Below are 20777 nucleotides of genomic sequence, written 5' to 3' on the forward strand. Positions count from 1 at the left end.
AATCCGGAAATTAGCACCCGCAGTGTGACAGGCAAGCGAAGTCTCGGTGATATTGACGGATGCGACGATTGCGCCGCCGATCTCCTGCAAACCAATGCTTCGTCAAGCGTCAGGTGCGCTGGCCGGCTCGCCCTTCATTTCGCTGAGGAACATGCCCTCGCGCAGGTTGATGCCATATTCGACGAAGGCCTTCATGCAGCAAAGCATCTGCGTCCAACCTTCGCAGTTGAGATAGGTGCCGCGCCGGCCGGCATCGTCTTCGCGCCAGCCGGTCTCGGCGATGGTCACCAGCGTGCCGCCATCCTCCAGCGGCTTGAAGTTCATCTCCACCAGCGTCTTGTATCTTGCCTCATCCTCGCCGGTGCCGCCGTCCCATCGCAGCACGATACGGCTTTCCGGCACGAGTTCGATCACTTCGACTGGCGCATCCTTCCACCAGGTCACCGTCGCGCCCTGGACGAGCGGCGCGCTCGCCCCGCCGATCGTGGTGAAATAGCTGCTGAGTTTCTTCGGGTTGACGACGGCGTCGAATACCTCCGCCACGGGGCGGCCGATACGGCCGGAAATGCGGATTCCGAGAGACATGGCACTTCTCCTCTTCTCCATTGTGCTTGGTCCATTGTGCTTGGTCCATTGTACTTGGTCCATTGTACTTGGCTTCATTATGTTATAAAAACATAACATGTCAAGCGAATCAACCGACGACCCTGTTTTCAAAGCGCTGGCGCATCATCGCCGCCGCGAAATCCTCGATCTGCTCAAGGATGGCCCCCGCACCACGGGAACTCTCTGCGAGATGTTTCCTCAGATGGACCGCTGCACGGTCATGCAGCATCTGAAAGTGTTGGAGGAGGCAGACCTGGTCATCGCCAGGAAGGAGGGCCGCGAACGCTGGAACCACTTAAACAGCCTGCCGATCAAGCACATCTACGACCGCTGGATCAGCGCCTATGCCGGCCATGCGCTCTCTATACTCGACCGGCTGAGAAGCGATCTCGAAGGCCAGCCCGAATAAAATGCCGACTGTCCAACCGCCTTGTCGCCCGGCCCGCCACAGCCCTATGCTGGCGGCAAAGCATGGGACAGGACAGATGACGATAACAGGGGCCGGCATACGCCGCATGCGGCTGTTGCGCAGCATGAAGCAGGAACATCTCGCCGAACTCCTCGGCGTCAACCAGGCGACGGTCTCACGCTGGGAGCGCGATCAGCTCGCCCTCTCATCCGAACAGGCCGTCAAGCTGGAACGGATTTTCGCCGCGCCTCGACATGCGGCAGTCGATGCGGCGCTGAAGCGGCTGGTCGAGGATTCCGTTCGCCCGGTGCATCTGATCTGCGACCGGACCCACCGGCTGCTATCAGCCTCCCGCCCGCGGCAGGCGGAATGGCGGGCGCCGCTCGCTGCCTTTCTCGGCCGTTCCCTTTTTTCTTATGCTTCCGCCGAAATCGCCGCAGCCGAGCAGTCGCTGGAGGAGCGCGGCTGGCATGCGGGCAGGCTCTCGTCGCTGATTCTCGAGACCGGCGCCAACGGCAATGCGCTGCTGCCGATTGCGGCCGGGCACGTGAGCTGGGAAAGGATCATGCTTTCCGATGGCAGCGCCGGCCGCCTTGTCACGACCATCGGCTGAGCCTGCAGCTTTCCTGCATTCCCATGCATAATTTATGCGTTGTCCGGAAACCTCGGTCTTTATAGCGTCGGCCGCCAAAACGCTCAGGAGACGATGTGATGACGATACTGGTGACGGGAAGTGCCGGCCATCTCGGCGAGGCGCTGATGCGCACTTTGAGGACACAAAGCCGCTGGGTGCGCGGCATCGATATCAAGCCCTCGGCTTTCACCGATATGGTCGGCTCGATCGGTGATCGCGTCTTCGTCCGGCAGGCAATGTCTGGTATCAGCCAGGTCATCCATGCCGCAACATTGCACAAGCCGCATGTGGCGACCCACGACAATCGCGATTTCCTCGACATCAATATCGCCGGGACGCTGAACCTGCTCGAAGAAGCCGTCGCCGCAGGCGTCGCAAGCTTCGTCTTCACCAGCACCACCAGCACGTTCGGCGCGGCATTGACGCCGGCTGCCGGCGAACCGGCGGCATGGGTGACGGAGGACGTGCTTCCGGTCGCAAAAAACATCTACGGCGTCACCAAACTCGCCGCCGAAGGCCTGTGCGAACTCTTCGCCCGCAAATCCGGCCTGCCGGTTGTCATTCTCAGGACATCGCGTTTCTTTCCCGAAAACGACGACGATCCTGATATTCGCAACGGCTATTCGCCGGAGAATGCCCAGGCCAACGAGCTTCTTCATCGCCGCGTCGATATCAGCGATGTGGCCGGCGCCCATATACTGGCGCTCGAAAAAGCTCCGGCCATCGGCTTCGGCCGCTACATCATCTCCGCCACAACGCCGTTTTCATCAGGCGATCTCGCCGAGATCAGACGCGATGCGCCTGATGTCGTCGAACGCCTGTTTCCGGGTGCGAGCGCCCTCTATGCATCACGCGGCTGGAAGATGTTTCCGGCGCTCGACCGTGTCTATGTCAACGCGCGCGCAAAGCGGGAACTCGGCTGGCAGCCGCGATATGATTTCCGTCTCGTGTTGGAATGCCTACGCGAGAATAGGGAATGGCGAAGCCCTTTGGCGCTGGATGTCGGCTCGAAAGGCTACCATGACCAGGCCTTTGTCGAAGGGCCTTATCCGGTCGGATAGAACAACGACCTGGAATACGGATAGGCGAAAGCCCGGCATCCTCGCGGCATGGCCTTTTCGCCGAAAAGCGTCATCCAGATATTATGATCCCGTCATAGACCGTCTGACGGGGATATGGGGCGACGAAATCCGGGGCGTGTTCGGCCATCGGGAAATCGAATCCAAGTCGGGGTGTCATTTGAAGCGGTGTCCAGCCTGCGGGCCGAGCCCGTTTTGAGAGCGCTTTTGACCGAGAGGGTATCTCCATGAAGAATGTCAGACCATAGCATCGCGGCTGTTTGCCGCGGTTCTCGCGGCATCCGCCGCCATTCCGGCCGTCGCAATGGCCGAAAATTCCGCTGTCGGCGGCGGCCTCACCTTCGTCAACAAGGGCCTGGTCGGCGTTCGCCCGCCGGATGCGACGTCCCTGCCGACGATGAAAGGGAAGGTGCGATCCACGACCACCGATGGATGTTTACGATCCTGGGTGCCTACAAACGTAGGTGGGCGCCGTGTGTCCAGGCCCACGGGCCTGGCCAGGGACAGCTCCCTTTGGATCGAGTATGGCCCCAGGGATTGTGGTTCCTGTCGAGAGGCGCAGACCGCATCGCGATATATAAGGACGTTTGCGCTGCCGCGCCAGTGGCGGTGGCAGACCGTCCTGATTTAATTGAGATCAGTTCAGGTCCGGGGCGGAGCGGCCGTTCAGCTTGTCGGTGATGCCACGGATGCGGCTCGAAACCTCACTGAGTGCTGCCGCAAGGTTTTCTTCGGTGCGCGCGGTGGCCGCAAGCACCGTGTCGCGGTTGCCGCGCAGCGACTCGAGTTCGGATTCCAGCCCGGCGACGCGGCGCGTCAGCTCGGCAATCTCGTCCATGACCATGATGCCGGCCATGACCGTGATCCTCAGATCGCCGATTTCACCAAACTGTCCCTTGAGATGGCCGACATAGCCGTCGAAACGGGTGGCGAGATCGGACAGGTGCTCCTCCTGCCCTTCCTCGCAGGCCATGCGATAGGCCTTGCCGTCGATCGTTACCGTCACCTGCGCCATGCCAAACTCTTTCTATAAGAGCATGATGCCGAAAAGTGTGAGCGGTTTTCGGACGACATCATGCTCTAACTTTTTAAATCAGAACAGGATTCAGATTTTGGGCCACAGCCCAAAATCATCCTGTTCTAGCGATCCAGAACCACGCGGATCGTTTCCATGGCCGTCACCAGCCGCCGGGATACCTCGCGATTGACCTCTTCCAGCCGGTTGGCGCGGAATTCGGCCTGATCGAGCTCCTGCGCCAGCCGGGAGCGGTCGGCGTGCACGCGTCGTACCTCGCCCTCGATCTCACCCTGCTCGCGCTGCCGCTCGACGCGCATGTCGACGGCGTTTTCGAGGCTCGAAATCGCCTGTCTCAATTCGTTGAGCGCTGCTTCCATGGTTTTGCCTGTGGGCATCATGTCTTTCCGATTCCCGCACAGAATCCGCGAATCGGCACGCCGCGCCGATCCTGTGATTTCAAAAGGATATGCCGCTCGCAAACGGCCCGTCAATAAATCCTGTCACTTGCCCACCGGCCTATCCTGTGGATGAGCACTTTACACGTGCTCGCCGCAGCAGATTCGTCATTTGTATAATCGCGCGATCAAATGTCAAAAATCGCCGCTGTCCGCCCGGATTTAGCCTGCCATTTATTGACTTGCCCGTTCCAACTGCTATGTCTCTGCCGCTTTCACACGATGGTCTTGGAGGCTCGAGGCCATCCCCCGACACCCGGAACTTGCGGAAAAGCCATGACCTCTCCCGAACAACACGACCGGATGGCGAATGCGATCCGTTTTCTCGCCATGGACGCCGTCGAAAAGGCGAACTCCGGCCACCCGGGCATGCCGATGGGCATGGCTGACGTGGCAACGGTCCTGTTCACCAAATATCTGCGCTTCGATCCAAAGAAGCCGCACTGGCCGAACCGCGATCGCTTCGTGCTGTCGGCCGGCCATGGCTCGATGCTACTCTATTCGCTGCTGTATCTGACCGGCTATCCCGACATGACGGTCGAAGATCTGAAGCAGTTCCGTCAGATCGGTTCGAAGACCGCCGGCCATCCGGAATATGGTCACGCGACCGGCATCGAAACGACGACCGGCCCGCTCGGTCAGGGCATTGCCAATGCCGTCGGCATGGCGATTGCCGAGCGCAAGCTGCGCGAGGAGTTCGGCTCCGACCTGCAGGACCACTACACTTATGTCATCAATGGCGACGGCTGCCTGATGGAAGGCATAAGCCATGAGGCGATCGCGCTTGCCGGCCACTTGAAGCTGAACAAGCTGATCCTCTTCTGGGACAACAATTCGATCACCATCGACGGTGCCGTTTCGCTGTCGGACTCCACCGACCAGATCGCTCGCTTCAAGGCCGTTCACTGGAACACCATCGAGATCGACGGTCACGATCAGGCCGCCATCGCCGAGGCGATCGAAGCCGCCCACAAGTCCGACCGCCCGACCTTCATCGCCTGCAAGACGATCATCGGCTTTGGCGCCCCAAACAAGCAGGGCACCCACAAGGTACACGGCAACCCGCTCGGTGCCGAGGAAATCGCCGCCACCCGCAAGGCGCTGAACTGGGATTACGAGCCCTTCGTCATCCCCTCCGACGTCCTCGACGCATGGCGCGCAGCCGGCACTCGCTCTGACAATATCGTCAAGGCATGGGAGGAAACTCTCGCCAACGCCGCCGCCAAGGCCGAATTCACCCGCCGCATGGCAGGTGAACTGCCGGAAGGCTTCGACGCCGCGATCAGCGCATACAAGAAGAAGGTCGCCGAAACCAAGCCGACGGTTGCGACCCGCAAGGCTTCGGAAGATGCACTCGAGGTCATCAACGGCTTCCTGCCGGAAACGCTCGGCGGCTCCGCCGACCTGACACCCTCGAACAACACCAAGACCAGCCAGATGCACTCGATCACACCGACGGATTTCGCCGGCCGTTACGTGCATTGGGGCATCCGCGAGCACGGCATGGCCTCTGCCATGAACGGCATTGCACTGCATGGCGGTCTCATTCCCTATAGCGGCGGCTTTCTGATCTTCTCGGATTATTGCCGCCCGCCGATCCGCCTGGCGGCGCTGATGGGCATTCGCGTCATTCACGTCCTGACGCATGACTCGATCGGCGTCGGCGAAGACGGCCCGACGCATCAGCCGGTCGAACAACTCGCCGGTCTGCGCGCCATCCCGAATCTGATGGTCTTCCGGCCTGCCGACGCCACGGAAACAGCGGAATGCTGGCAGATCGCCATCAAGACGCACAACCGTCCTTCGGGCCTTGCTCTGACGCGCCAGAACCTGCTCGCCGCCCGTACCGAATACAGCGAAAAGAACCTCTGCGAACAGGGCGCCTATACGCTGGCCGGCAATGCCGACGCCAAGGTGACGATCTTCGCCTCCGGCTCGGAAGTCGAAATCGCCGTTGCCGCTCGTACGGTGCTTGAAGCCAAGGGCGTGACCGTCCGTGTCGTATCGGTTCCCTGCACGGAACTGTTCTTCGAGCAGCCGGACGCCTACCGCAAGGAAGTCCTCGGCAATTCGCCGGTCAAGATCGCTGTTGAAGCCGCTGTTCGCGAAGGCTGGGATGCGTTCATCGGACCGGAAGGCACTTTCATCGGTATGAAGAGCTTCGGCGCTTCCGGCCCGGTGAAGGACGTCTACAAGCATTTCGGCATCACCGCCGACGCCGTCGTTGCGGCCGCCGAAGCAAAGCTTTAATGAGGGCGCCTTGAGGCGCTCTCCATCTCCTCAATTCCAGGCCCTGCCTTATCGGGCCCTACTCTATCGGGAGTGAATGCACATGACAGTCAAGGTTGCCATCAACGGTTTCGGCCGCATCGGCCGTAACGTCCTTCGCGCCATCGTCGAATCCGGCCGCACCGACATCGAAGTCGTTGCCATCAACGATCTCGGCCCGGTCGAAACCAACGCCCACCTGCTGCGCTACGACTCGATCCACGGCCGCTTCCCGGCGACGGTGAAGGTCGAGGGTGACATGATCATCGTCGGCAACGGCAAGCCGATCAAGGTCACGGCGATCAAGGATCCGGCAACGCTCCCGCACCGCGAACTCGGCGTCGACATCGCGATGGAATGCACCGGCATCTTCACCGCCCGCGACAAGGCCGCAGCTCATCTGACGGCCGGCGCCAAGCGCGTCATCGTCTCGGCTCCTGCCGATGGCGCCGACCTGACGGTCGTCTTCGGCGTCAACCATGACCAGCTCACCAAGGAGCACCTGGTCATCTCCAACGCGTCATGCACCACCAACTGCCTGGTGCCGGTCGTGAAGGTTCTCGACGACGCCGTCGGCATCGACCACGGCTTCATGACCACCATCCACTCCTACACCGGCGACCAGCCGACGCTCGACACGATGCACAAGGACCTGTATCGCGCCCGCGCGGCCGCCCTTTCCATGATCCCGACCTCGACTGGTGCAGCCAAGGCCGTCGGCCTCGTTCTGCCGCATCTGAAGGGCAAGCTCGACGGCACTTCGATCCGCGTTCCGACCCCGAACGTTTCCGTCGTCGACTTCAAGTTCGTCGCCAAGAAGGCGACCAGCGTCGGCGAAATCAACGAAGCCATCAAGGCTGCTGCAGACGGCAAGCTGAAGGGCATCCTCGGCTACACCGACGAGCCGCTCGTCTCCCGTGACTTCAACCACGACAGCCACTCCTCGATCTTCGCAACCGATCAGACCAAGGTCATGGAAGGCAACTTCGTGCGCGTCCTGTCCTGGTACGACAACGAGTGGGGCTTCTCCAGCCGCATGTCCGATACGGCCGTCGCCTTCGCCAAGCTCATCTAAGAGCCTGACGATTGACTATTGCAAGCGGCCCGGGAAACCGGGCCGTTTTTTGCTATACACGCTCACGCCGCATCATTTCCCATTTCCAGCACCGGATCTGGTAGGATGGTCGGCCTTGGGCATTCGATGTGCACAGACCGTCAGTACCGGCTCGGTTCCCAAGCCGGCACGGCGTCATCCATAACCCCTGCAGCCGCATCGTCGTCTCGGGGAGATAAAGAGAGATGAATGGATTACTTTACCGTTGAAATCGCCGGCCGTGCCGTTGCCAGTTTCCGCTCGGAAAACAGTGAGGAAGCGACGCATTTCTTCCAGGCGGAAGACTTTCGCGATGACCTGACCATCCTGGAATCCGAAGGCAAGCCTCTTTGGGACCGCAAAGCGGCCCTGAGCTTGCGCAAGGCGACAGCCGAGGAAGCAAGCGAGGTCGAGCACGCCTATGAATTTGACGACGATCCAGAACGGACGATCGAGGACGAGTTCGTCGTTTTCCTGGTCCCGGTCGCGGATCTGACCGACGAGGGCGAGGACACAGAAGACTGAGCGAGTTGGCATTCCGCTGGCTTGGCGTGCTAGATTGAGGAAATGCGCAGCGCTGCACAATGGCTAGAATGAGCCAAGTGGAGGTGATCAATGGCAGAGGCACAAAAACGCTTGTCCCACACCAGCCTCAAACGGCGGCAGCGGTTTCACCCCAAGCGGGACGTCAGGCCTGCCGTGCTGGCAAAGGCCAATCGTCTGGTCATCTGGGTTGCCGCGTTCATCGGCCTCTCGTTTCTCGCTATCGTCATACTTCAGGCAACGTTGGGATAGCAGAGCAAGAGCCGGCGCTTCTGGCACCAAACGACAGCCGGCTGCTCTCGCTGGGCGGCCGGCATTTCCACCCGATATCGAAAAATCTCCGCGTTCAATTTCGCCGCTCTCCGCATCCGCGCCTGCAATCCATTCTTCCCGTCATTGGACAGCGCAAACGGGCCGCGTGAAAGGAGGGAGCGTGTCTTATCCTGTTGCCATTCGCAGATACCGGCAGGAAAAATCCGTGCCTGGCTCTTTCGCCCTGCTCTCGCCTGATTTTCCTATACATTCTTTATAGAGAGTTTCTCCCGTAGCATTCCGTATCGGTTGGCCGTCCGGCAACCGTTCAGCAGCATGATGCAGCATCGCGACGAGGTTAAGCCGCAAGGCCTACCCTTCTCTGGCGTTTTGCCGTTTACTGATGGATCGCCGCGCGTGTGGAGGGGTTGAAACGGGACGGATCGGCCGGGGGTGGCCGTATTCGCGAAGCAGTCGATGGAAAGGGGTGGGCATGGAAGCGTTCTATATCGTGGTGCTGGTCTCGACGGCGCTCGTGCTTCTTGCCGCTTTTTCGAGCTTGCTCGCCTTCCGCTTCGGCGCCCCCCTGCTGCTGCTCTTCCTGATGATCGGCCTTGCCGCCGGCGTTGACGGCCTCGGCATCGAGTTCAGCAACAATTATCTCGCCTATATTCTCGGCTCCATCGCGCTGGCCGTCATCCTGTTCGATTCCGGCTTCGGCACGCCGATGCAGGCCTTCCGGCTGGCGGCCGTGCCCTCGCTGGCGCTCGCCTCGGTCGGCGTGCTGATCACCGCCTCGCTCTTTGCCGTTGCCGCCATGTGGCTTTTGAATTTCACCTGGCTGGAAGGTCTGCTGCTCGGCTCGATTGTCGCGTCGACGGATGCCGCTGCCGTCTTCTTCCTGCTGCGCATCGGCGGCATCAACATCCGCGACAAGGTGCGCTCGACGCTGGAAGTCGAATCCGGCACCAACGATCCGATGGCGATCTTCCTCACCATCGCCCTCGTCGAGGTGCTGGCGAGCGGCGAGCGTTACGCCGGCATCAATATCGGCATGCTCGCCATGTTCGTGCAGCAGATGGGCCTCGGCGTCATCCTCGGCCTGCTCGGCGGCATGATGATCGTGCTGATCGTCAGCAAGCTTGATACCGATCGCGGCCTGACGCCGATCTTCGTGCTGGCGCTCGCCCTTCTCGTCTTCTCCTTCACCGGCGCGGTCGGCGGCAGCGGCTTCCTCGCCGTCTATGTCGCCGGCATCTACGCCGGGAACCGCAAGATGCAGGCGATCGGGACCATCAAGCGCTTCCAGGACGGCATGACGTGGCTGGCGCAGATCATCATGTTCCTGGTGCTCGGCCTGCTCGCCACGCCATCGCAATTTCCGGTCATCATCGTGCCGGCCATCCTGCTCGCCCTCTTCCTGATCTTCGTCGCCCGGCCATTGGCGGTCTGGCTGTCGCTGCTTCCCTTCGATTACACGCAGCAGGAAATCGGCTTCGTCGCCTGGGTCGGTTTGCGCGGCGCCGTCTCCATCCTGCTCGCCATCATGCCGATCCTCGGCGGGCTGGAAAACGGCCAGATCTATTTCAATACCGCCTTCATCATCGTACTGGTCTCGCTGCTCCTGCAGGGCTGGACGATCAAGCCCGTCGCCAAGAAGCTCGGCCTGATCATTCCGCCGCGCATCGGCGCCGTCGACAAGGTCGAGGTCGACCTGCCGGGTGCTGCCAACCACGAACTGCTCTCCTACCGCGTCATCAAGGATAGTCCGGTGCTGCGGGGCGAGCGTATTCCGCGCTGGGCGACACCCTCGCTCGTCATCCGCGACGGCAAGTCGATGCGATATCAATATGCCGGGCGGCTGCGCGAGAACGATCTCGTCTATCTCTTCATCGTGCCGAGCTATTCCCGCCTGCTCGACCGGCTCTTCGCCAGCCGTGCGCCTGTCGATGAAGACGATGCCGAATTCTTCGGAGCCTTCGCACTCTCCCCCGCCCGCCCCGCCGCCGATCTCGACGCCGCCTATGGACCCGGCCTGCTCAATGAATCCGAAAAGGGCCTGACGATCGCCGAATTGATGCGGCAGCGCCTGGGCGGCAAGGCCGACTATGCCGACCGCGTCCGCCTCGGCTCGATCATCCTCATCGTCCGCGATCTCGACGAGCACGACCACATCACCTCCGTCGGCATGTCGCTCGAAGCTGTGGAGCCGGCGATCACGCTGCCAATCTTCATCAATCTCAAGGACATCATCCAGCGCATCCGCGACCGGCTGAACGGGCGCCGGAACCGCGAAACCAAGGCCGCCGAAAGCGCGCCGAAAGCGGCCGCCAGAGGCGACGAAGGCACACGCGAAAACGGCCGTTGAACGCCTTGCGTCTCGAATGATCCTTGCTATGGTCGGCGCAACTTCCGCCAACCAAGACTGGATCTGCCCATGCCTTCTTTCAAGACCCTTGACGATCTCACTGACATCCGCGGCAAGCGCGTTCTCGTCCGCGTCGACCTCAATGTTCCGGTCAAGGACGGCAAGGTCACCGATACGACCCGCATCGAGCGTGTGGCGCCGACGATTCTCGAACTGTCTGAGAAGGGCGCCAAGGTGATCCTGCTGGCCCATTTCGGCCGGCCGAAGGACGGCCCTTCGCCTGATCTCTCGCTGTCGCTGATCGCCCCTTCGGTCGAGGAAGTGCTTGATCATGCCGTGCTGACGGCCTCCGACTGCATCGGCGGGGCAGCCACCTCCGCCGTCGCCGCGATGAATGACGGCGATATCCTGCTTCTGGAAAACACCCGCTTCCACAAGGGCGAAGAAAAGAACGACGCCGACTTCACCAAGGCGCTTGCCGCCAATGGCGATATCTATGTCAACGACGCCTTCTCCGCCGCCCACCGCGCCCACGCCTCGACCGAGGGCCTTGCTCACCACCTGCCGGCCTATGCCGGCCGCACCATGCAGGCCGAGTTGGAGGCGCTGGAAAAAGGCCTCGGCGATCCCGCTCGTCCTGTTGTCGCGATCGTCGGCGGCGCCAAGGTCTCGACCAAGATCGACCTCCTGATGAACCTCGTGAAGAAGGTCGATGCGCTCGTCATCGGCGGCGGCATGGCCAATACCTTCATCGCCGCCCGCGGCACCAATGTCGGCAAGTCGCTCTGCGAACATGATCTCGCCGAAACCGCCAAGCAGATCATGATCGAGGCCGCGACCGCCGGCTGCGCCATCATCCTGCCGGAGGATGGCGTGATCGCCCGCGAGTTCAAGGCAGGTGCTGCCAACGAGACGGTCGATATCAACGCCATTCCCGCCGATGCCATGGTGCTCGATGTCGGCAAAAAATCCGTCGAGGCCATCAACGCCTGGATCGAGCGCGCCGCAACCCTGGTCTGGAACGGCCCGCTCGGCGCCTTCGAGATCGAACCCTTCGATGCCGCAACCGTCGCTGCCGCGAAATACGCCGCGGGGCGCACCGCCGCCGGCAAGCTCACCTCGGTTGCTGGCGGCGGCGACACCGTCTCGGCCCTGAACCATGCCGGCGTTGCCGACGACTTCACCTATGTCTCGACCGCCGGCGGCGCCTTCCTCGAATGGATGGAAGGCAAAGAGCTTCCCGGCGTCGCCGTCCTCAACGGCAGATAATCGCAAAACCTGATTTGACAGGTTTTACATGTGGATAGACCGTGGAGGCCAAGCGCTTTCCGCGGTCTTTTGCTCAGCGCGCGGAAAAAATCCCAGATTTTCAAACGATTGAATTGATTTCAATCGTTTCAATGACTTAGCCTTCCATTTTCCTCTCTATAAACTTCTGTTATCGCCGTCCTATATTCTTAATCGCCGATGTTTAATGCTGTGGAGAGAACGAGATGAGCGAACGACTGGAAGACATTGCAGTGCAGATGGTTACGGGCGGCCGGGGACTGCTCGCAGCTGATGAATCGACCTCCACCATCAAGAAGCGTTTCGACACGATCAATCTCGAATCGACCGAAACGAGCCGTCGCGACTACCGGGAGATGCTCTTCCGCTCCGACGAGGCGATGAAGAAATATATCTCCGGCGTCATCCTTTACGAAGAGACGCTCTTCCAAAAGGCCGCGGACGGCACGCCTTTCGTCGATATCATCCGCGCTGCCGGTTCCATTCCCGGCATCAAGGTCGATACCGGCGCCAAGCCGATGGCCAAGTATCCCGGCGAAACCATCACCGAAGGCCTAGACGGTCTCGGCGAGCGCCTTGCCCGGTATTATGAAGCCGGTGCCCGCTTCGCCAAATGGCGCGGCGTCATCGCCATCTCATCGACGCTACCGACCCGCGGTTCCGTCCGCGCCAACGCTCAGGCGCTTGCTCGTTATGCCGCACTCTGCCAGGAGGCCAGGATCGTCCCGATCGTCGAGCCGGAATGCCTGATGGACGGCAAGCCGGGCGACCACACTATCGACCGCTGCGCCGAAGTGACCGAATCCACGCTGCGCATCGTTTTCGAGGAACTGGCCGATGCCCGCGTCAGCCTCGAAGGCATGATCCTGAAGCCGAACATGGTGATCGACGGTAAGAATGCCCGCAAAGCCTCGGTCGCGGAAGTCGCCGAACGTACCGTGCAGGTGCTGAAGCGCACGGTTCCGTCGGCGGTTCCCGGCATTGCCTTCCTCTCCGGCGGCCAGTCGACCGAAGAGGCGAGTGCGCATCTTTCCGCCATCAATGCCACAGCAGACCTGCCCTGGTTCGTTACCTTCTCCTACGGCCGCGCCCTGCAGGACAGCGCGCTCAAGGCCTGGAACGGCAAACAGGAAAACGTCGCCGCCGGCCAGCGCGAGTTCACCCACCGCGCCGAGATGAACAGCCTCGCCGCCAAGGGCAGCTGGAAGAAAGACCTGGAAAAGGCAGCCTGATTTTTCAAGCTTGAGATTTGGGCAGGGAGCGGCAAACACAGCTTCCTGCCCTCTCATTGTCACGGCGACAAGAAACCGCTTCGTTCCTTGAAAAACCGTGATTATTCATAGCGGTCTGCCACAACGGGAGCCGCCATGAATACCCTCTCCTACGTCACTGTCGATGTCTTCACCTCCAGCCGTTTCGAGGGCAACCCGCTTGCCGTCATTTCCGATGCGCGCGGTCTCAGCGATTCGGCGATGCAGAAGATCGCCACCGAGTTCAACTATTCCGAAGTCACCTTCGTGCTGCCGCCGGAAGACCCGCAAAATTCCGCTCATGTGCGCATCTTCACCCCGACGATGGAAATACCCTTCGCCGGCCATCCGAATGTCGGCACCGCCTATGTGCTCGGCCAGCAGCCAGAGATCTTCGGCAAGCCGGTCGGCGATACGCTGCGCTTCGAGGAAAAGGCCGGCATCGTCGAGGTCAGCCTGAAACGCAGCGGCGGAAAGGTTGTTGCTGCCGCCATCCGCGCACCGCAGCCGCTGACGATCGGCGATACCATTGCCGCAGAAACCATTGCGCGCTGCGTCTCGATCGATCCCAGTGTCATCGTCAGCACCACCCATGCCCCGGTCTTTGCGTCCGTCGGGTTGAACTTCGCCGTCGCAGAGCTGAACGGGCTCGAAGCACTGGCCGCTGCCCGTCCGGACCTTGCCGGTTTCCAGGGGGCGGCTGGCCGCCAGGCGACGAACGGCCACGATTTCTCGCTCTTTCTTTATGTCAGAACATCCGATGATCCCTGGCATATCCGCGCCCGCATGTTCGCGCCCCTCGACAACGTGCCCGAGGATCCGGCGACGGGCAGCGCTTCCGCCGCCCTTGGCGCCTATCTCGTCTCGCTTGCGCCAGATCGCGATATGAATGTCCGCATCACCATCGAGCAAGGTGTCGAAATGGGCCGCCGCAGCATCATCGCCCTCGATGTGGTGAAATCAGGCGGCATCGTCACCGATGTCGTCATCTCGGGAAGCTGCGTTCCCGTCATGCGCGGAGAAATCGGCTTGCAAGACTGACGGTCGCAGATCGCGCCGTACCCCAGGTAACCAGGGATTACATCAGGAAGTCGCGCGAAAGCAGTGCCAATGCCCAGACGGCAAAAGCAATCAGCGCGATCTTCCAGAAATCCATCCGTCGCCTCAGACCGGGAAGCCCGAGCGGCTTGATCAGCTGTATCGCCATGGCAAGGATGAGCAGCAAGGCTATCAGCTTTGTCATGCTTTATTTTTTCCGTTTTTCGGAATGTCACAGGACGGACATTTTTCCGCGCGAACAAGAGAATCTCGACACGCCGTAAAGACATTCCGGGGCACAATCAATCATCTTGAGGCTGGGCTGACGCCGCTCCTGCCTTATGTCCATGCAAATCGCTTAAGACCGAGTCTGGGGAAATGAAGAGAAATCTGCTGTCCGTCGCTGCGCTGCTCTTTGGCACGCTCTTCCTTTTCATGGGCAATGGCCTGCAGGGCATCCTGCTTCCCGTGCGCGGCAATCTCGAAGGTTATGCCACGACGACGCTTGGTCTGCTTGGTACGTCATGGGCTGGGGGCTTTGTCATCGGCTGCCTGGTGGCGCCGAAATTGGTGCGCCGCGTCGGTCATGTGCGCGCCTTTTCCGGCTTCATCTCGATCATCGCCATCATCGCGCTGGTCAGCGGCATCATCATCGATCCGATCTGGTGGGTGATCCTGCGCGCCGTCACCGGCTTCTCCACCGCCGGCACCTCGATGATCATCGAAAGCTGGCTGAACGAGCGCGCCAGCAACGAGAGCCGCGGTGCGATCTTCTCGCTCTATATCGGCATCACATTGCTCGGCGTCGTCGGCGGCCAGATGATGATCCCGCTCGAGGATGTGCGCACGCCTGTCTTGTTCATGATCTGCGGTATCTTCTATTGCATCGCCATGCTGCCGACGACGCTGTCGACGGCCGCTTCGCCGCAGCCGTTGAAGGCGGTGCGCCTCGATCTGCCGGCCCTCTATCGCAACTCGCCGGTCTCCTGCCTCGGCATCCTGCTCGTCGGCATCGCCAACGGTGCCTACGGCACGCTCGCTCCTGTATTCGGCGCCGGCGCCGGCCTCTCCGACACCAGCATCGCCATCATGATGAGCTCCACCATCTTCGCCGGCGCCATGATGCAGCTGCCGGCCGGCCGGCTTTCCGACCGTATCGACCGGCGCTACGTGCTCGCCGCCATGTCCGGGATCGCCGCCGTTGCCGGCCTGCTGATCTTTTTTCTCCACCCGACATCCGCCGGCTTGCTGATCGGGCTCGTTGTCCTTTACGGCGCGGTGGCCAATACGCTCTATCCGATCGCCGTCGCCCATGCGAACGACTTCGCGGCGTCGGAGGACTTCGTCAAGGTCTCTGGCGGCCTGCTGCTGCTCTACGGCATCGGCACGGTGATCGGCCCGACGATCGGCGGCCCCGTCATGTCGGTGATCACCCCGCATGCGCTTTTCCTTGTCACCGCCATCGCTCACGTGCTGATCACCGTTTATGCCATCATCAGGAGCCGTATCCGCGCCGCCGTCCCCGTCAGCGACCGCGACGCCTATACGACGATCCCGACCGGCACCTCGCCGATGCTGACACCACAGAGCATGTCGCTTGCCGATCGCGGCGCCGGCAAGGCTGCCGACACCGGAAAGTCTCCCGAAAGCGGCGATCCTGCTGTAAAGTTCGGTTAGAGCAGTTCCAGCAAAAGTGCGCAGCGGTTTTGCGTCCGGAATTGCTTTGACAGAACAGCAAAACGGAGGACGAACCATGAGCTTCATCGATGACGACCGGCCGCAGAAGAAACTCGCCCATGAGATCGGCGCCGATCTCTCCATGCTTTCGGTGGACGAGTTGAAGGCGCGGGTGGAATTGTTGAAGACGGAGATCGCCCGTCTCGAAGCCGAAGCCGCGCGCAAGGCTTCCGGGCGGCAGGCGGCGGAAAGCTTCTTCCGCTCGTGATCCGGTAAACCCCGAAAAACAAGGCTATAGGCGGATAAATGAGCCTGACTCAAGTCTTACTTCGGTACAGTGTTAATAAAATATTAAGCTTTATAAGGTATTACTATATTCATCCGGATTTTCTCTGGATCTCAGACAGTTTTCCAAGCGGTGAATTGGTCTGATTTTTCTCCCTGTTTTACCTTGAGAGCCGCTTTTGCGGCTCTTCTTTTTCCTTTGCCGGCGCGTTTCCACGAAACTGTGGAGATTAACCCTTTCTTAAGAAACGGCTTGCGCATTTGGGCTAATGATACCATCTTAAAGTCATAAAGACCGGGCCTGGAAACTTTTCCGTCGGTGTCGGCGTTACCTGAATATAAAGTAGCTGCGTGCAACAGGGACTATTGCGATGTCGGAAGTTGGATTGAACACGATCAGTTTTGCGGGCCGCGCCGCTGCATCCTCGCAGTTCAAGGCACTTTATGCGGAAGGCATGTCGCTAGTCGAAGAGACCGCCGCGTATCTCGACGGCCAGGGCCGCGCAGCCTCCAAGGTTCTGCCGCGGATGGCCTCGGTTCTTTACGCCGCGGAATCGATGCGTCTCACCACCCGCCTGATGCAGATGGCCTCCTGGCTGCTGTTGCAGCGCGCCGTCAACAATGGCGAAATGTCCCGTGACCAGGTGCTGGCCGAAAAGAACAAGGTCCGCCTCGACGGCTTCAACGTCGACCGCACAGCGCCCGGCTGGGGCGACCTGCCGGAATCCTTCCGCGATCTCGTCGAGCGCTCACTGCGTTTGCAGAACCGCATTGCTCTGCTCGACCGCGAGATCTACCGCCCATCCGAAGCCGTGATCGTTCATGACAACCAGAACAGCGTCCAGGCTCAGCTTTCCCTGCTGCAGACCGCCTTCGGCAACAACTGAACGGATCTGCGAGAATTCGATAGAGACCGGCTGCGTCCTGCGCGGCCGGTTTTTTGTTGTCGTCGAACGCCGGCATGCCGACTGCATAATTCAAACTGTTCCAGCGCCATTTGCGCGTCTGGCAAGACGCGCGGCGCTGTAAGCCACTGCACACGCAAAAAAGCCCGGCGAAACCGGGCTCTCTTCGAATTCCGTCGGGCAGAAGCGATTAGAGGCCGAGGCCGCCGAAACGCTTGTTGAACTTGGAGACGCGGCCACCGCGGTCCATGAGCTGCTGGCTGCCGCCGGTCCAGGCCGGATGCGACTTGGAATCGATTTCAAGGTTCATGACAGCGCCTTCCGAACCCCAGGTCGAGCGGGTTTCGTATTCGGTGCCATCGGTCATGACCACCTTGATCATGTGATATTCGGGATGGATGCCTGCCTTCATAACAATCTTCCTGCGATACCGGAGTTCAATTTGCCGCATGCAGTTGCGGCCAACGAACCGATTGAATAAATGAAGCCGCAGTCGTGATGGCTACGGCTTCCCATTAGGATGCGGTGCCTATACATGAAGGACGCCTAGATAACAAGAGCCAACAGGCCGCATTGCGCGGGTCCTGCGGGCGATCGGAGACGATTTGGCAGAGCAGGCACGGGCTGAAGAAAACAAAAGTCGGTCGCTGCGACCGCTCGGCAGGCTGACGCCCTATGTCATGCGTTATCGCGCCATGGTGGCCGGCGCGCTGATGTCGCTGGCGCTTGCCGCCGTTACCTCGCTGGCGCTGCCGCTTGCCGTGCGCCGCATGATCGATCACGGCTTCACTCATTCCGACGGCCGTTTCATCAACAGCTACTTCGCCATGCTGATGGTCATGGCCATCGTCCTCGCGGTCGCGAGCGCGCTGCGCTATTATTTCGTCATCACCATCGGCGAGCGCATCGTCGCCGATCTACGCCGCGATGTCTTCTCCCATGTGACGAGGCTGTCGCCCTCGTTCTTCGATGTCAACCAGTCCGGCGAGATCGTCTCGCGCCTGACTGCCGATACGACTCAGATCAAGTCCGCCGTCGGCGCCACCGCTTCGGTGGCGCTCAGAAACCTCATCCTCTGTATCGGCGCCATGGGCATGATGATCGTCACCTCGCCGAAGCTTTCGAGCCTCGTCATCGGAGCGATCCCGCTGATCGTCTTCCCGCTCGTCGCCTTCGGCCGCTCGGTGCGCAAGCGCTCGCGCGCCGCCCAGGATACGCTCGCCGACGCCTCCGCCTTCGCCAACGAGACGATCGCCGCGACCCGCACCGTCCAGGCCTTCAACGGCGAGGATGCCGCAGCGACGCGTTACGGCACCGCCGTCGAATCCGCCTATGACGCCGCCCGGGCAGCCATCCGCTCGCGCGCGCTGCTGACGGGGATCGCCATTACGCTGATCTTCGGCAGCGTCGTCGCCGTGCTCTGGGTCGGAGCCCATAGCGTTCTTGCCGGCACCCTTTCTGCCGGCACGCTCGGCCAGTTTCTGCTCTATGCCGTCATCTCCGCCGGTTCGCTGGGCGCGCTGTCGGAGGTCTGGGGCGAACTCTCGCAGGCAGCCGGCGCTGCCGACCGGCTGACCGAACTTCTCGACGAGGTTTCGCCGATTGCCGCCCCCGCCAGTCCGCAGCCGCTTCCGTCCCCTGGCCGCGGCCGCGTCGAATTCGCAGACGTGCATTTCGCCTATCCCTCACGCCCCGGCAAATCGGCGCTGCATGGCTTAAACTTCGCCATCACGCCGGGCGAGACCGTTGCCATCGTCGGCCCTTCCGGTGCCGGCAAGAGCACCGTCTTTTCGCTGCTGCTGCGCTTCTACGATCCGCAGCAGGGCAGCGTGAAGATCGACGGGGTCGACGCCCAGCTGACCACGCCCGACGAGCTGCGTCAGCGCATCGCCATCGTGCCGCAGGACGTCACCATCTTTGCCGCCTCGATCCATGACAACATCGCCTTCGGCCGTCCCGGCGCCTCGCGTGACGAGGTCCGCGCCGCAGCCCTTGCCGCCCAGGCTGACGAATTCATCGCCCGATTGGATAGGGGCTACGAGACGGAAGTCGGCGAACGCGGCATCACGCTCTCCGGCGGCCAGCGCCAGCGCATCGCCATTGCCCGCGCCATCCTGAAGAACGCGCCCGTGCTGCTGCTCGACGAAGCGACCTCCGCCCTCGACGCCGAAAGCGAGACGCTGGTGCAGAAAGCCCTCGACGGCCTTGTCGACGGCCGCACGACGCTGGTCATCGCCCATCGCCTGGCAACGGTTCTGAAAGCCGATCGCATCCTGGTCATGGATCAGGGCCGTGTCGTAGAGGAGGGCACGCATAAGAGCCTGATCCGCCATGGCGGTATTTATGCGCGGCTGGCACGGCTGCAATTCGACGCCGCCAACGAGGATGTACTCGCCGCCGCCAAATAGCCGGCGCGCGATTCCCCTGCCAAAAGCGACTAAAGTCTGAACCTCGCAGCACCTCTCCGCGGTTGCCTTTCGTGCAGCCTGCCCTACCCTCTTCATTCCCCGGGGTGGGGATATCGCTGTAGAAATTCTTGGGAGGAGATGGGAATGGCGCTTTCCGATATGACGCGACGTGCGGGCCTTGTGCTCGGTTTCGGTGTGCTTGCGGCCTTTGCCGCCGGCGCAACTGCCGCTGCCGCGGATTTTCCTGATCGCGCGATCACCATGGTCGTGCCCTTCGCGGCCGGCGGCTCGACCGATGTCGTTGCCCGCATCGTCGCGCAGAAGATGTCGGAGGATCTGGGCCAGCAGGTGATCGTCCAGAACGTCGCCGGCGCCGGCGGCAATCTCGGCGCCGGCAATGTCGCCCGCGCTGAACCGGACGGCTACACCATTCTGATGGGCACGGTCGCAACCCACGCCCTCAACCCGCTGATCCTCAAATCGACCCCTTACGATCCCGAGAAGGATTTCGCGCCGGTATCGCTGCTCGTCGTCGTGCCCAACGTTCTGGTCGTCAATCCGGAATTGCCGGCAAAGACCGTGCAGGAGTTGATCGCGCTGTTGAAGGCCGAGCCCGACAAATACAGTTACGCTTCGTCGGGCAACGGTACGCCGCTGCATCTTTCCGGCGAACTCTTCAAGTCCATGGCCGGCGTCAGCATGCAGCACATCCCCTATAAGGGTGCCGGCCCGGCATTGAACGACGTCATCGGCAACCAGGTGCCGATCATGTTCGACAACCTGCCCTCTTCATCGAGCCACATCAAGGCCGGTACGCTGCGGGCGCTGGCGGTGACGACGGCCCAGCGCGCGCCCTCCTTCCCCGATGTGCCGACGGTCGCAGAGTCGGGCATACCAGGCTACGAGACCTATACATGGAACGCGCTTTTCGCCCCGGCCAAGACGCCGGACGAGGTGGTCTTGCGTCTCAATGCTTCGGCCAAAAAGGCGCTCGCCGACCCGGCCGTTGCCGAACGGATGAAAGAATTCAGCGCCACCATCGTCGGCTCGACGCCGGAAGAACTTGCCACCCATGTGAAGGCCGAACTCGCCAAATGGGGACCGGTCGTCAAGGGGGCGAATATCCAGATGGAGTGATGCCGGAGCATCATGCCTCTTCCATCGCGAGCAGGATTCGGATTTTAGGCCGGCCCGGCCTGAAA

General features: G+C 61.3%; 21 protein-coding genes and 1 other RNA gene. 16 read left to right on the forward strand and 6 right to left on the reverse strand.

Annotated elements, in window-relative coordinates:
• Positions 1-102: 102 nt before the first annotated feature.
• Positions 103-585: an SRPBCC domain-containing protein gene (locus FHT79_RS21770; protein WP_183904083.1), complete on the reverse strand. Its 483-nt coding sequence runs from the start codon at positions 583-585 to the stop codon at positions 103-105.
• A gap of 97 nt (positions 586-682) precedes the next feature.
• On the opposite strand from FHT79_RS21770, the gene FHT79_RS21775 reads away from it, so the two are divergent.
• From FHT79_RS21775 to FHT79_RS21785, 3 genes are all read left to right on the forward strand, one after another.
• Positions 683-1015, forward strand: coding sequence for a metalloregulator ArsR/SmtB family transcription factor (locus tag FHT79_RS21775; protein ID WP_028755528.1), 333 nt, complete (start codon positions 683-685; stop codon positions 1013-1015).
• A 76-nt stretch (positions 1016-1091) separates the two neighbouring features.
• Complete coding sequence (locus FHT79_RS21780; RefSeq protein WP_183904084.1) at positions 1092-1628, forward strand: helix-turn-helix transcriptional regulator; 537 nt, start codon at positions 1092-1094, stop codon at positions 1626-1628.
• Positions 1629-1726: 98 nt separating this feature from the next.
• Positions 1727-2710, forward strand: coding sequence for an NAD(P)-dependent oxidoreductase (locus tag FHT79_RS21785; protein ID WP_183904085.1), 984 nt, complete (start codon positions 1727-1729; stop codon positions 2708-2710).
• 427 nt (positions 2711-3137) lie between these two features.
• Here the strand turns inward: FHT79_RS21785 and ssrS are convergent.
• From ssrS to FHT79_RS21800, 3 genes are all read right to left on the reverse strand, one after another.
• Positions 3138-3296, reverse strand: a non-coding RNA gene (gene ssrS / locus FHT79_RS21790) — 6S RNA.
• A 69-nt stretch (positions 3297-3365) separates the two neighbouring features.
• The gene (locus FHT79_RS21795) at positions 3366-3743 is read right to left on the reverse strand and encodes a cell division protein ZapA (protein WP_028755524.1); all 378 of its coding nucleotides are present in this window, start codon (positions 3741-3743) and stop codon (positions 3366-3368) included.
• A gap of 125 nt (positions 3744-3868) precedes the next feature.
• Positions 3869-4144 (reverse strand): DUF4164 domain-containing protein, encoded by a 276-nt coding sequence (locus FHT79_RS21800; RefSeq protein ID WP_183904086.1) that lies wholly within the window; start codon positions 4142-4144, stop codon positions 3869-3871.
• Between the two features lie 333 nt (positions 4145-4477).
• Here FHT79_RS21800 and tkt point away from each other — a divergent pair, with 333 nt between their 5' ends.
• The 8 genes from tkt (at position 4478) to FHT79_RS21840 (ending at position 14303) form a co-directional block, all read left to right on the forward strand.
• The gene (gene tkt / locus FHT79_RS21805) at positions 4478-6451 is read left to right on the forward strand and encodes a transketolase (protein ID WP_168332521.1); all 1974 of its coding nucleotides are present in this window, start codon (positions 4478-4480) and stop codon (positions 6449-6451) included.
• An 82-nt stretch (positions 6452-6533) separates the two neighbouring features.
• On the forward strand, positions 6534-7544 hold the full coding sequence (gene gap / locus FHT79_RS21810; RefSeq protein ID WP_028755522.1) for a type I glyceraldehyde-3-phosphate dehydrogenase: 1011 nt from the start codon (positions 6534-6536) through the stop codon (positions 7542-7544).
• Positions 7545-7772: 228 nt separating this feature from the next.
• Positions 7773-8087 carry a hypothetical protein gene (locus FHT79_RS21815; protein ID WP_183904087.1) on the forward strand — a complete coding sequence of 105 codons (315 nt, stop codon included), beginning with the start codon at positions 7773-7775 and terminating at the stop codon, positions 8085-8087.
• A 90-nt stretch (positions 8088-8177) separates the two neighbouring features.
• Complete coding sequence (locus FHT79_RS21820) at positions 8178-8357, forward strand: hypothetical protein (protein ID WP_028755520.1); 180 nt, start codon at positions 8178-8180, stop codon at positions 8355-8357.
• Between the two features lie 493 nt (positions 8358-8850).
• Positions 8851-10725, forward strand: a complete 1875-nt coding sequence (locus FHT79_RS21825; RefSeq protein WP_047616477.1) for a potassium/proton antiporter — start codon at positions 8851-8853, stop codon at positions 10723-10725.
• A gap of 69 nt (positions 10726-10794) precedes the next feature.
• Complete coding sequence (locus FHT79_RS21830; RefSeq protein ID WP_028757343.1) at positions 10795-11994, forward strand: phosphoglycerate kinase; 1200 nt, start codon at positions 10795-10797, stop codon at positions 11992-11994.
• 224 nt (positions 11995-12218) lie between these two features.
• The gene (locus tag FHT79_RS21835; protein WP_028755517.1) at positions 12219-13244 is read left to right on the forward strand and encodes a class I fructose-bisphosphate aldolase; all 1026 of its coding nucleotides are present in this window, start codon (positions 12219-12221) and stop codon (positions 13242-13244) included.
• A gap of 135 nt (positions 13245-13379) precedes the next feature.
• On the forward strand, positions 13380-14303 hold the full coding sequence (locus FHT79_RS21840) for a PhzF family phenazine biosynthesis protein (RefSeq protein ID WP_183904088.1): 924 nt from the start codon (positions 13380-13382) through the stop codon (positions 14301-14303).
• Between the two features lie 37 nt (positions 14304-14340).
• Here FHT79_RS21840 and FHT79_RS21845 read toward each other — a convergent pair whose 3' ends face one another.
• Complete coding sequence (locus FHT79_RS21845) at positions 14341-14505, reverse strand: hypothetical protein (RefSeq protein WP_088930352.1); 165 nt, start codon at positions 14503-14505, stop codon at positions 14341-14343.
• A 173-nt stretch (positions 14506-14678) separates the two neighbouring features.
• Between FHT79_RS21845 and FHT79_RS21850 the strand changes: the two genes are divergently transcribed.
• The 3 genes from FHT79_RS21850 to FHT79_RS21860 all read left to right on the forward strand — a co-directional run bounded on the left by FHT79_RS21850 (position 14679) and on the right by FHT79_RS21860 (position 17149).
• Complete coding sequence (locus FHT79_RS21850) at positions 14679-15977, forward strand: MFS transporter (protein WP_028755515.1); 1299 nt, start codon at positions 14679-14681, stop codon at positions 15975-15977.
• A gap of 76 nt (positions 15978-16053) precedes the next feature.
• On the forward strand, positions 16054-16245 hold the full coding sequence (locus tag FHT79_RS21855) for a DUF1192 domain-containing protein (protein ID WP_028755514.1): 192 nt from the start codon (positions 16054-16056) through the stop codon (positions 16243-16245).
• A 388-nt stretch (positions 16246-16633) separates the two neighbouring features.
• Positions 16634-17149 carry a DUF1465 family protein gene (locus FHT79_RS21860; RefSeq protein WP_028755513.1) on the forward strand — a complete coding sequence of 172 codons (516 nt, stop codon included), beginning with the start codon at positions 16634-16636 and terminating at the stop codon, positions 17147-17149.
• 208 nt (positions 17150-17357) lie between these two features.
• On the opposite strand, the gene rpmE is transcribed toward FHT79_RS21860, so the two are convergent.
• Entirely contained in the window at positions 17358-17579 is a 222-nt protein-coding gene (gene rpmE / locus FHT79_RS21865) for a 50S ribosomal protein L31 (RefSeq protein WP_028755512.1), read from the reverse strand.
• A gap of 193 nt (positions 17580-17772) precedes the next feature.
• Here rpmE and FHT79_RS21870 point away from each other — a divergent pair, with 193 nt between their 5' ends.
• Together FHT79_RS21870 and FHT79_RS21875 are read left to right on the forward strand one after the other, a co-directional pair.
• A complete protein-coding gene (locus FHT79_RS21870; protein ID WP_183904089.1) occupies positions 17773-19575 on the forward strand; it encodes an ABC transporter transmembrane domain-containing protein in 1803 nt (600 codons plus the stop codon).
• A gap of 144 nt (positions 19576-19719) precedes the next feature.
• Positions 19720-20712, forward strand: a complete 993-nt coding sequence (locus FHT79_RS21875; RefSeq protein WP_183904090.1) for a tripartite tricarboxylate transporter substrate binding protein — start codon at positions 19720-19722, stop codon at positions 20710-20712.
• Positions 20713-20777 lie beyond the last annotated feature (65 nt).

It is taken from the genome of Rhizobium sp. BK212 (genome assembly GCF_014197475.1).
GTDB classification, from domain to species: Bacteria; Pseudomonadota; Alphaproteobacteria; order Rhizobiales; family Rhizobiaceae; genus Rhizobium; species Rhizobium anhuiense.

Excerpts from the sequence above, each read along its gene's own strand:
- FHT79_RS21835 (WP_028755517.1), top strand. The coding sequence starts at position 12,219 with ATGAGCGAACGACTGGAAGACATTGCAGTGCAGATGGTTACGGGCGGC.
- tkt (WP_168332521.1), top strand. The coding sequence starts at position 4,478 with ATGACCTCTCCCGAACAACACGACCGGATGGCGAATGCGATCCGTTTT.
- FHT79_RS21845 (WP_088930352.1), bottom strand. The coding sequence starts at position 14,505 with ATGACAAAGCTGATAGCCTTGCTGCTCATCCTTGCCATGGCGATACAG.
- FHT79_RS21840 (WP_183904088.1), top strand. The coding sequence starts at position 13,380 with ATGAATACCCTCTCCTACGTCACTGTCGATGTCTTCACCTCCAGCCGT.
- rpmE (WP_028755512.1), bottom strand. The coding sequence starts at position 17,579 with ATGAAGGCAGGCATCCATCCCGAATATCACATGATCAAGGTGGTCATG.
- FHT79_RS21795 (WP_028755524.1), bottom strand. The coding sequence starts at position 3,743 with ATGGCGCAGGTGACGGTAACGATCGACGGCAAGGCCTATCGCATGGCC.
- FHT79_RS21820 (WP_028755520.1), top strand. The coding sequence starts at position 8,178 with ATGGCAGAGGCACAAAAACGCTTGTCCCACACCAGCCTCAAACGGCGG.
- FHT79_RS21785 (WP_183904085.1), top strand. The coding sequence starts at position 1,727 with ATGACGATACTGGTGACGGGAAGTGCCGGCCATCTCGGCGAGGCGCTG.
- FHT79_RS21825 (WP_047616477.1), top strand. The coding sequence starts at position 8,851 with ATGGAAGCGTTCTATATCGTGGTGCTGGTCTCGACGGCGCTCGTGCTT.
- FHT79_RS21770 (WP_183904083.1), bottom strand. The coding sequence starts at position 585 with ATGTCTCTCGGAATCCGCATTTCCGGCCGTATCGGCCGCCCCGTGGCG.
- gap (WP_028755522.1), top strand. The coding sequence starts at position 6,534 with ATGACAGTCAAGGTTGCCATCAACGGTTTCGGCCGCATCGGCCGTAAC.
- FHT79_RS21855 (WP_028755514.1), top strand. The coding sequence starts at position 16,054 with ATGAGCTTCATCGATGACGACCGGCCGCAGAAGAAACTCGCCCATGAG.
- FHT79_RS21780 (WP_183904084.1), top strand. The coding sequence starts at position 1,092 with ATGACGATAACAGGGGCCGGCATACGCCGCATGCGGCTGTTGCGCAGC.
- FHT79_RS21775 (WP_028755528.1), top strand. The coding sequence starts at position 683 with ATGTCAAGCGAATCAACCGACGACCCTGTTTTCAAAGCGCTGGCGCAT.
- FHT79_RS21815 (WP_183904087.1), top strand. The coding sequence starts at position 7,773 with ATGGATTACTTTACCGTTGAAATCGCCGGCCGTGCCGTTGCCAGTTTC.
- FHT79_RS21830 (WP_028757343.1), top strand. The coding sequence starts at position 10,795 with ATGCCTTCTTTCAAGACCCTTGACGATCTCACTGACATCCGCGGCAAG.
- FHT79_RS21875 (WP_183904090.1), top strand. The coding sequence starts at position 19,720 with ATGGCGCTTTCCGATATGACGCGACGTGCGGGCCTTGTGCTCGGTTTC.
- FHT79_RS21800 (WP_183904086.1), bottom strand. The coding sequence starts at position 4,144 with ATGATGCCCACAGGCAAAACCATGGAAGCAGCGCTCAACGAATTGAGA.
- FHT79_RS21860 (WP_028755513.1), top strand. The coding sequence starts at position 16,634 with ATGTCGGAAGTTGGATTGAACACGATCAGTTTTGCGGGCCGCGCCGCT.
- FHT79_RS21850 (WP_028755515.1), top strand. The coding sequence starts at position 14,679 with ATGAAGAGAAATCTGCTGTCCGTCGCTGCGCTGCTCTTTGGCACGCTC.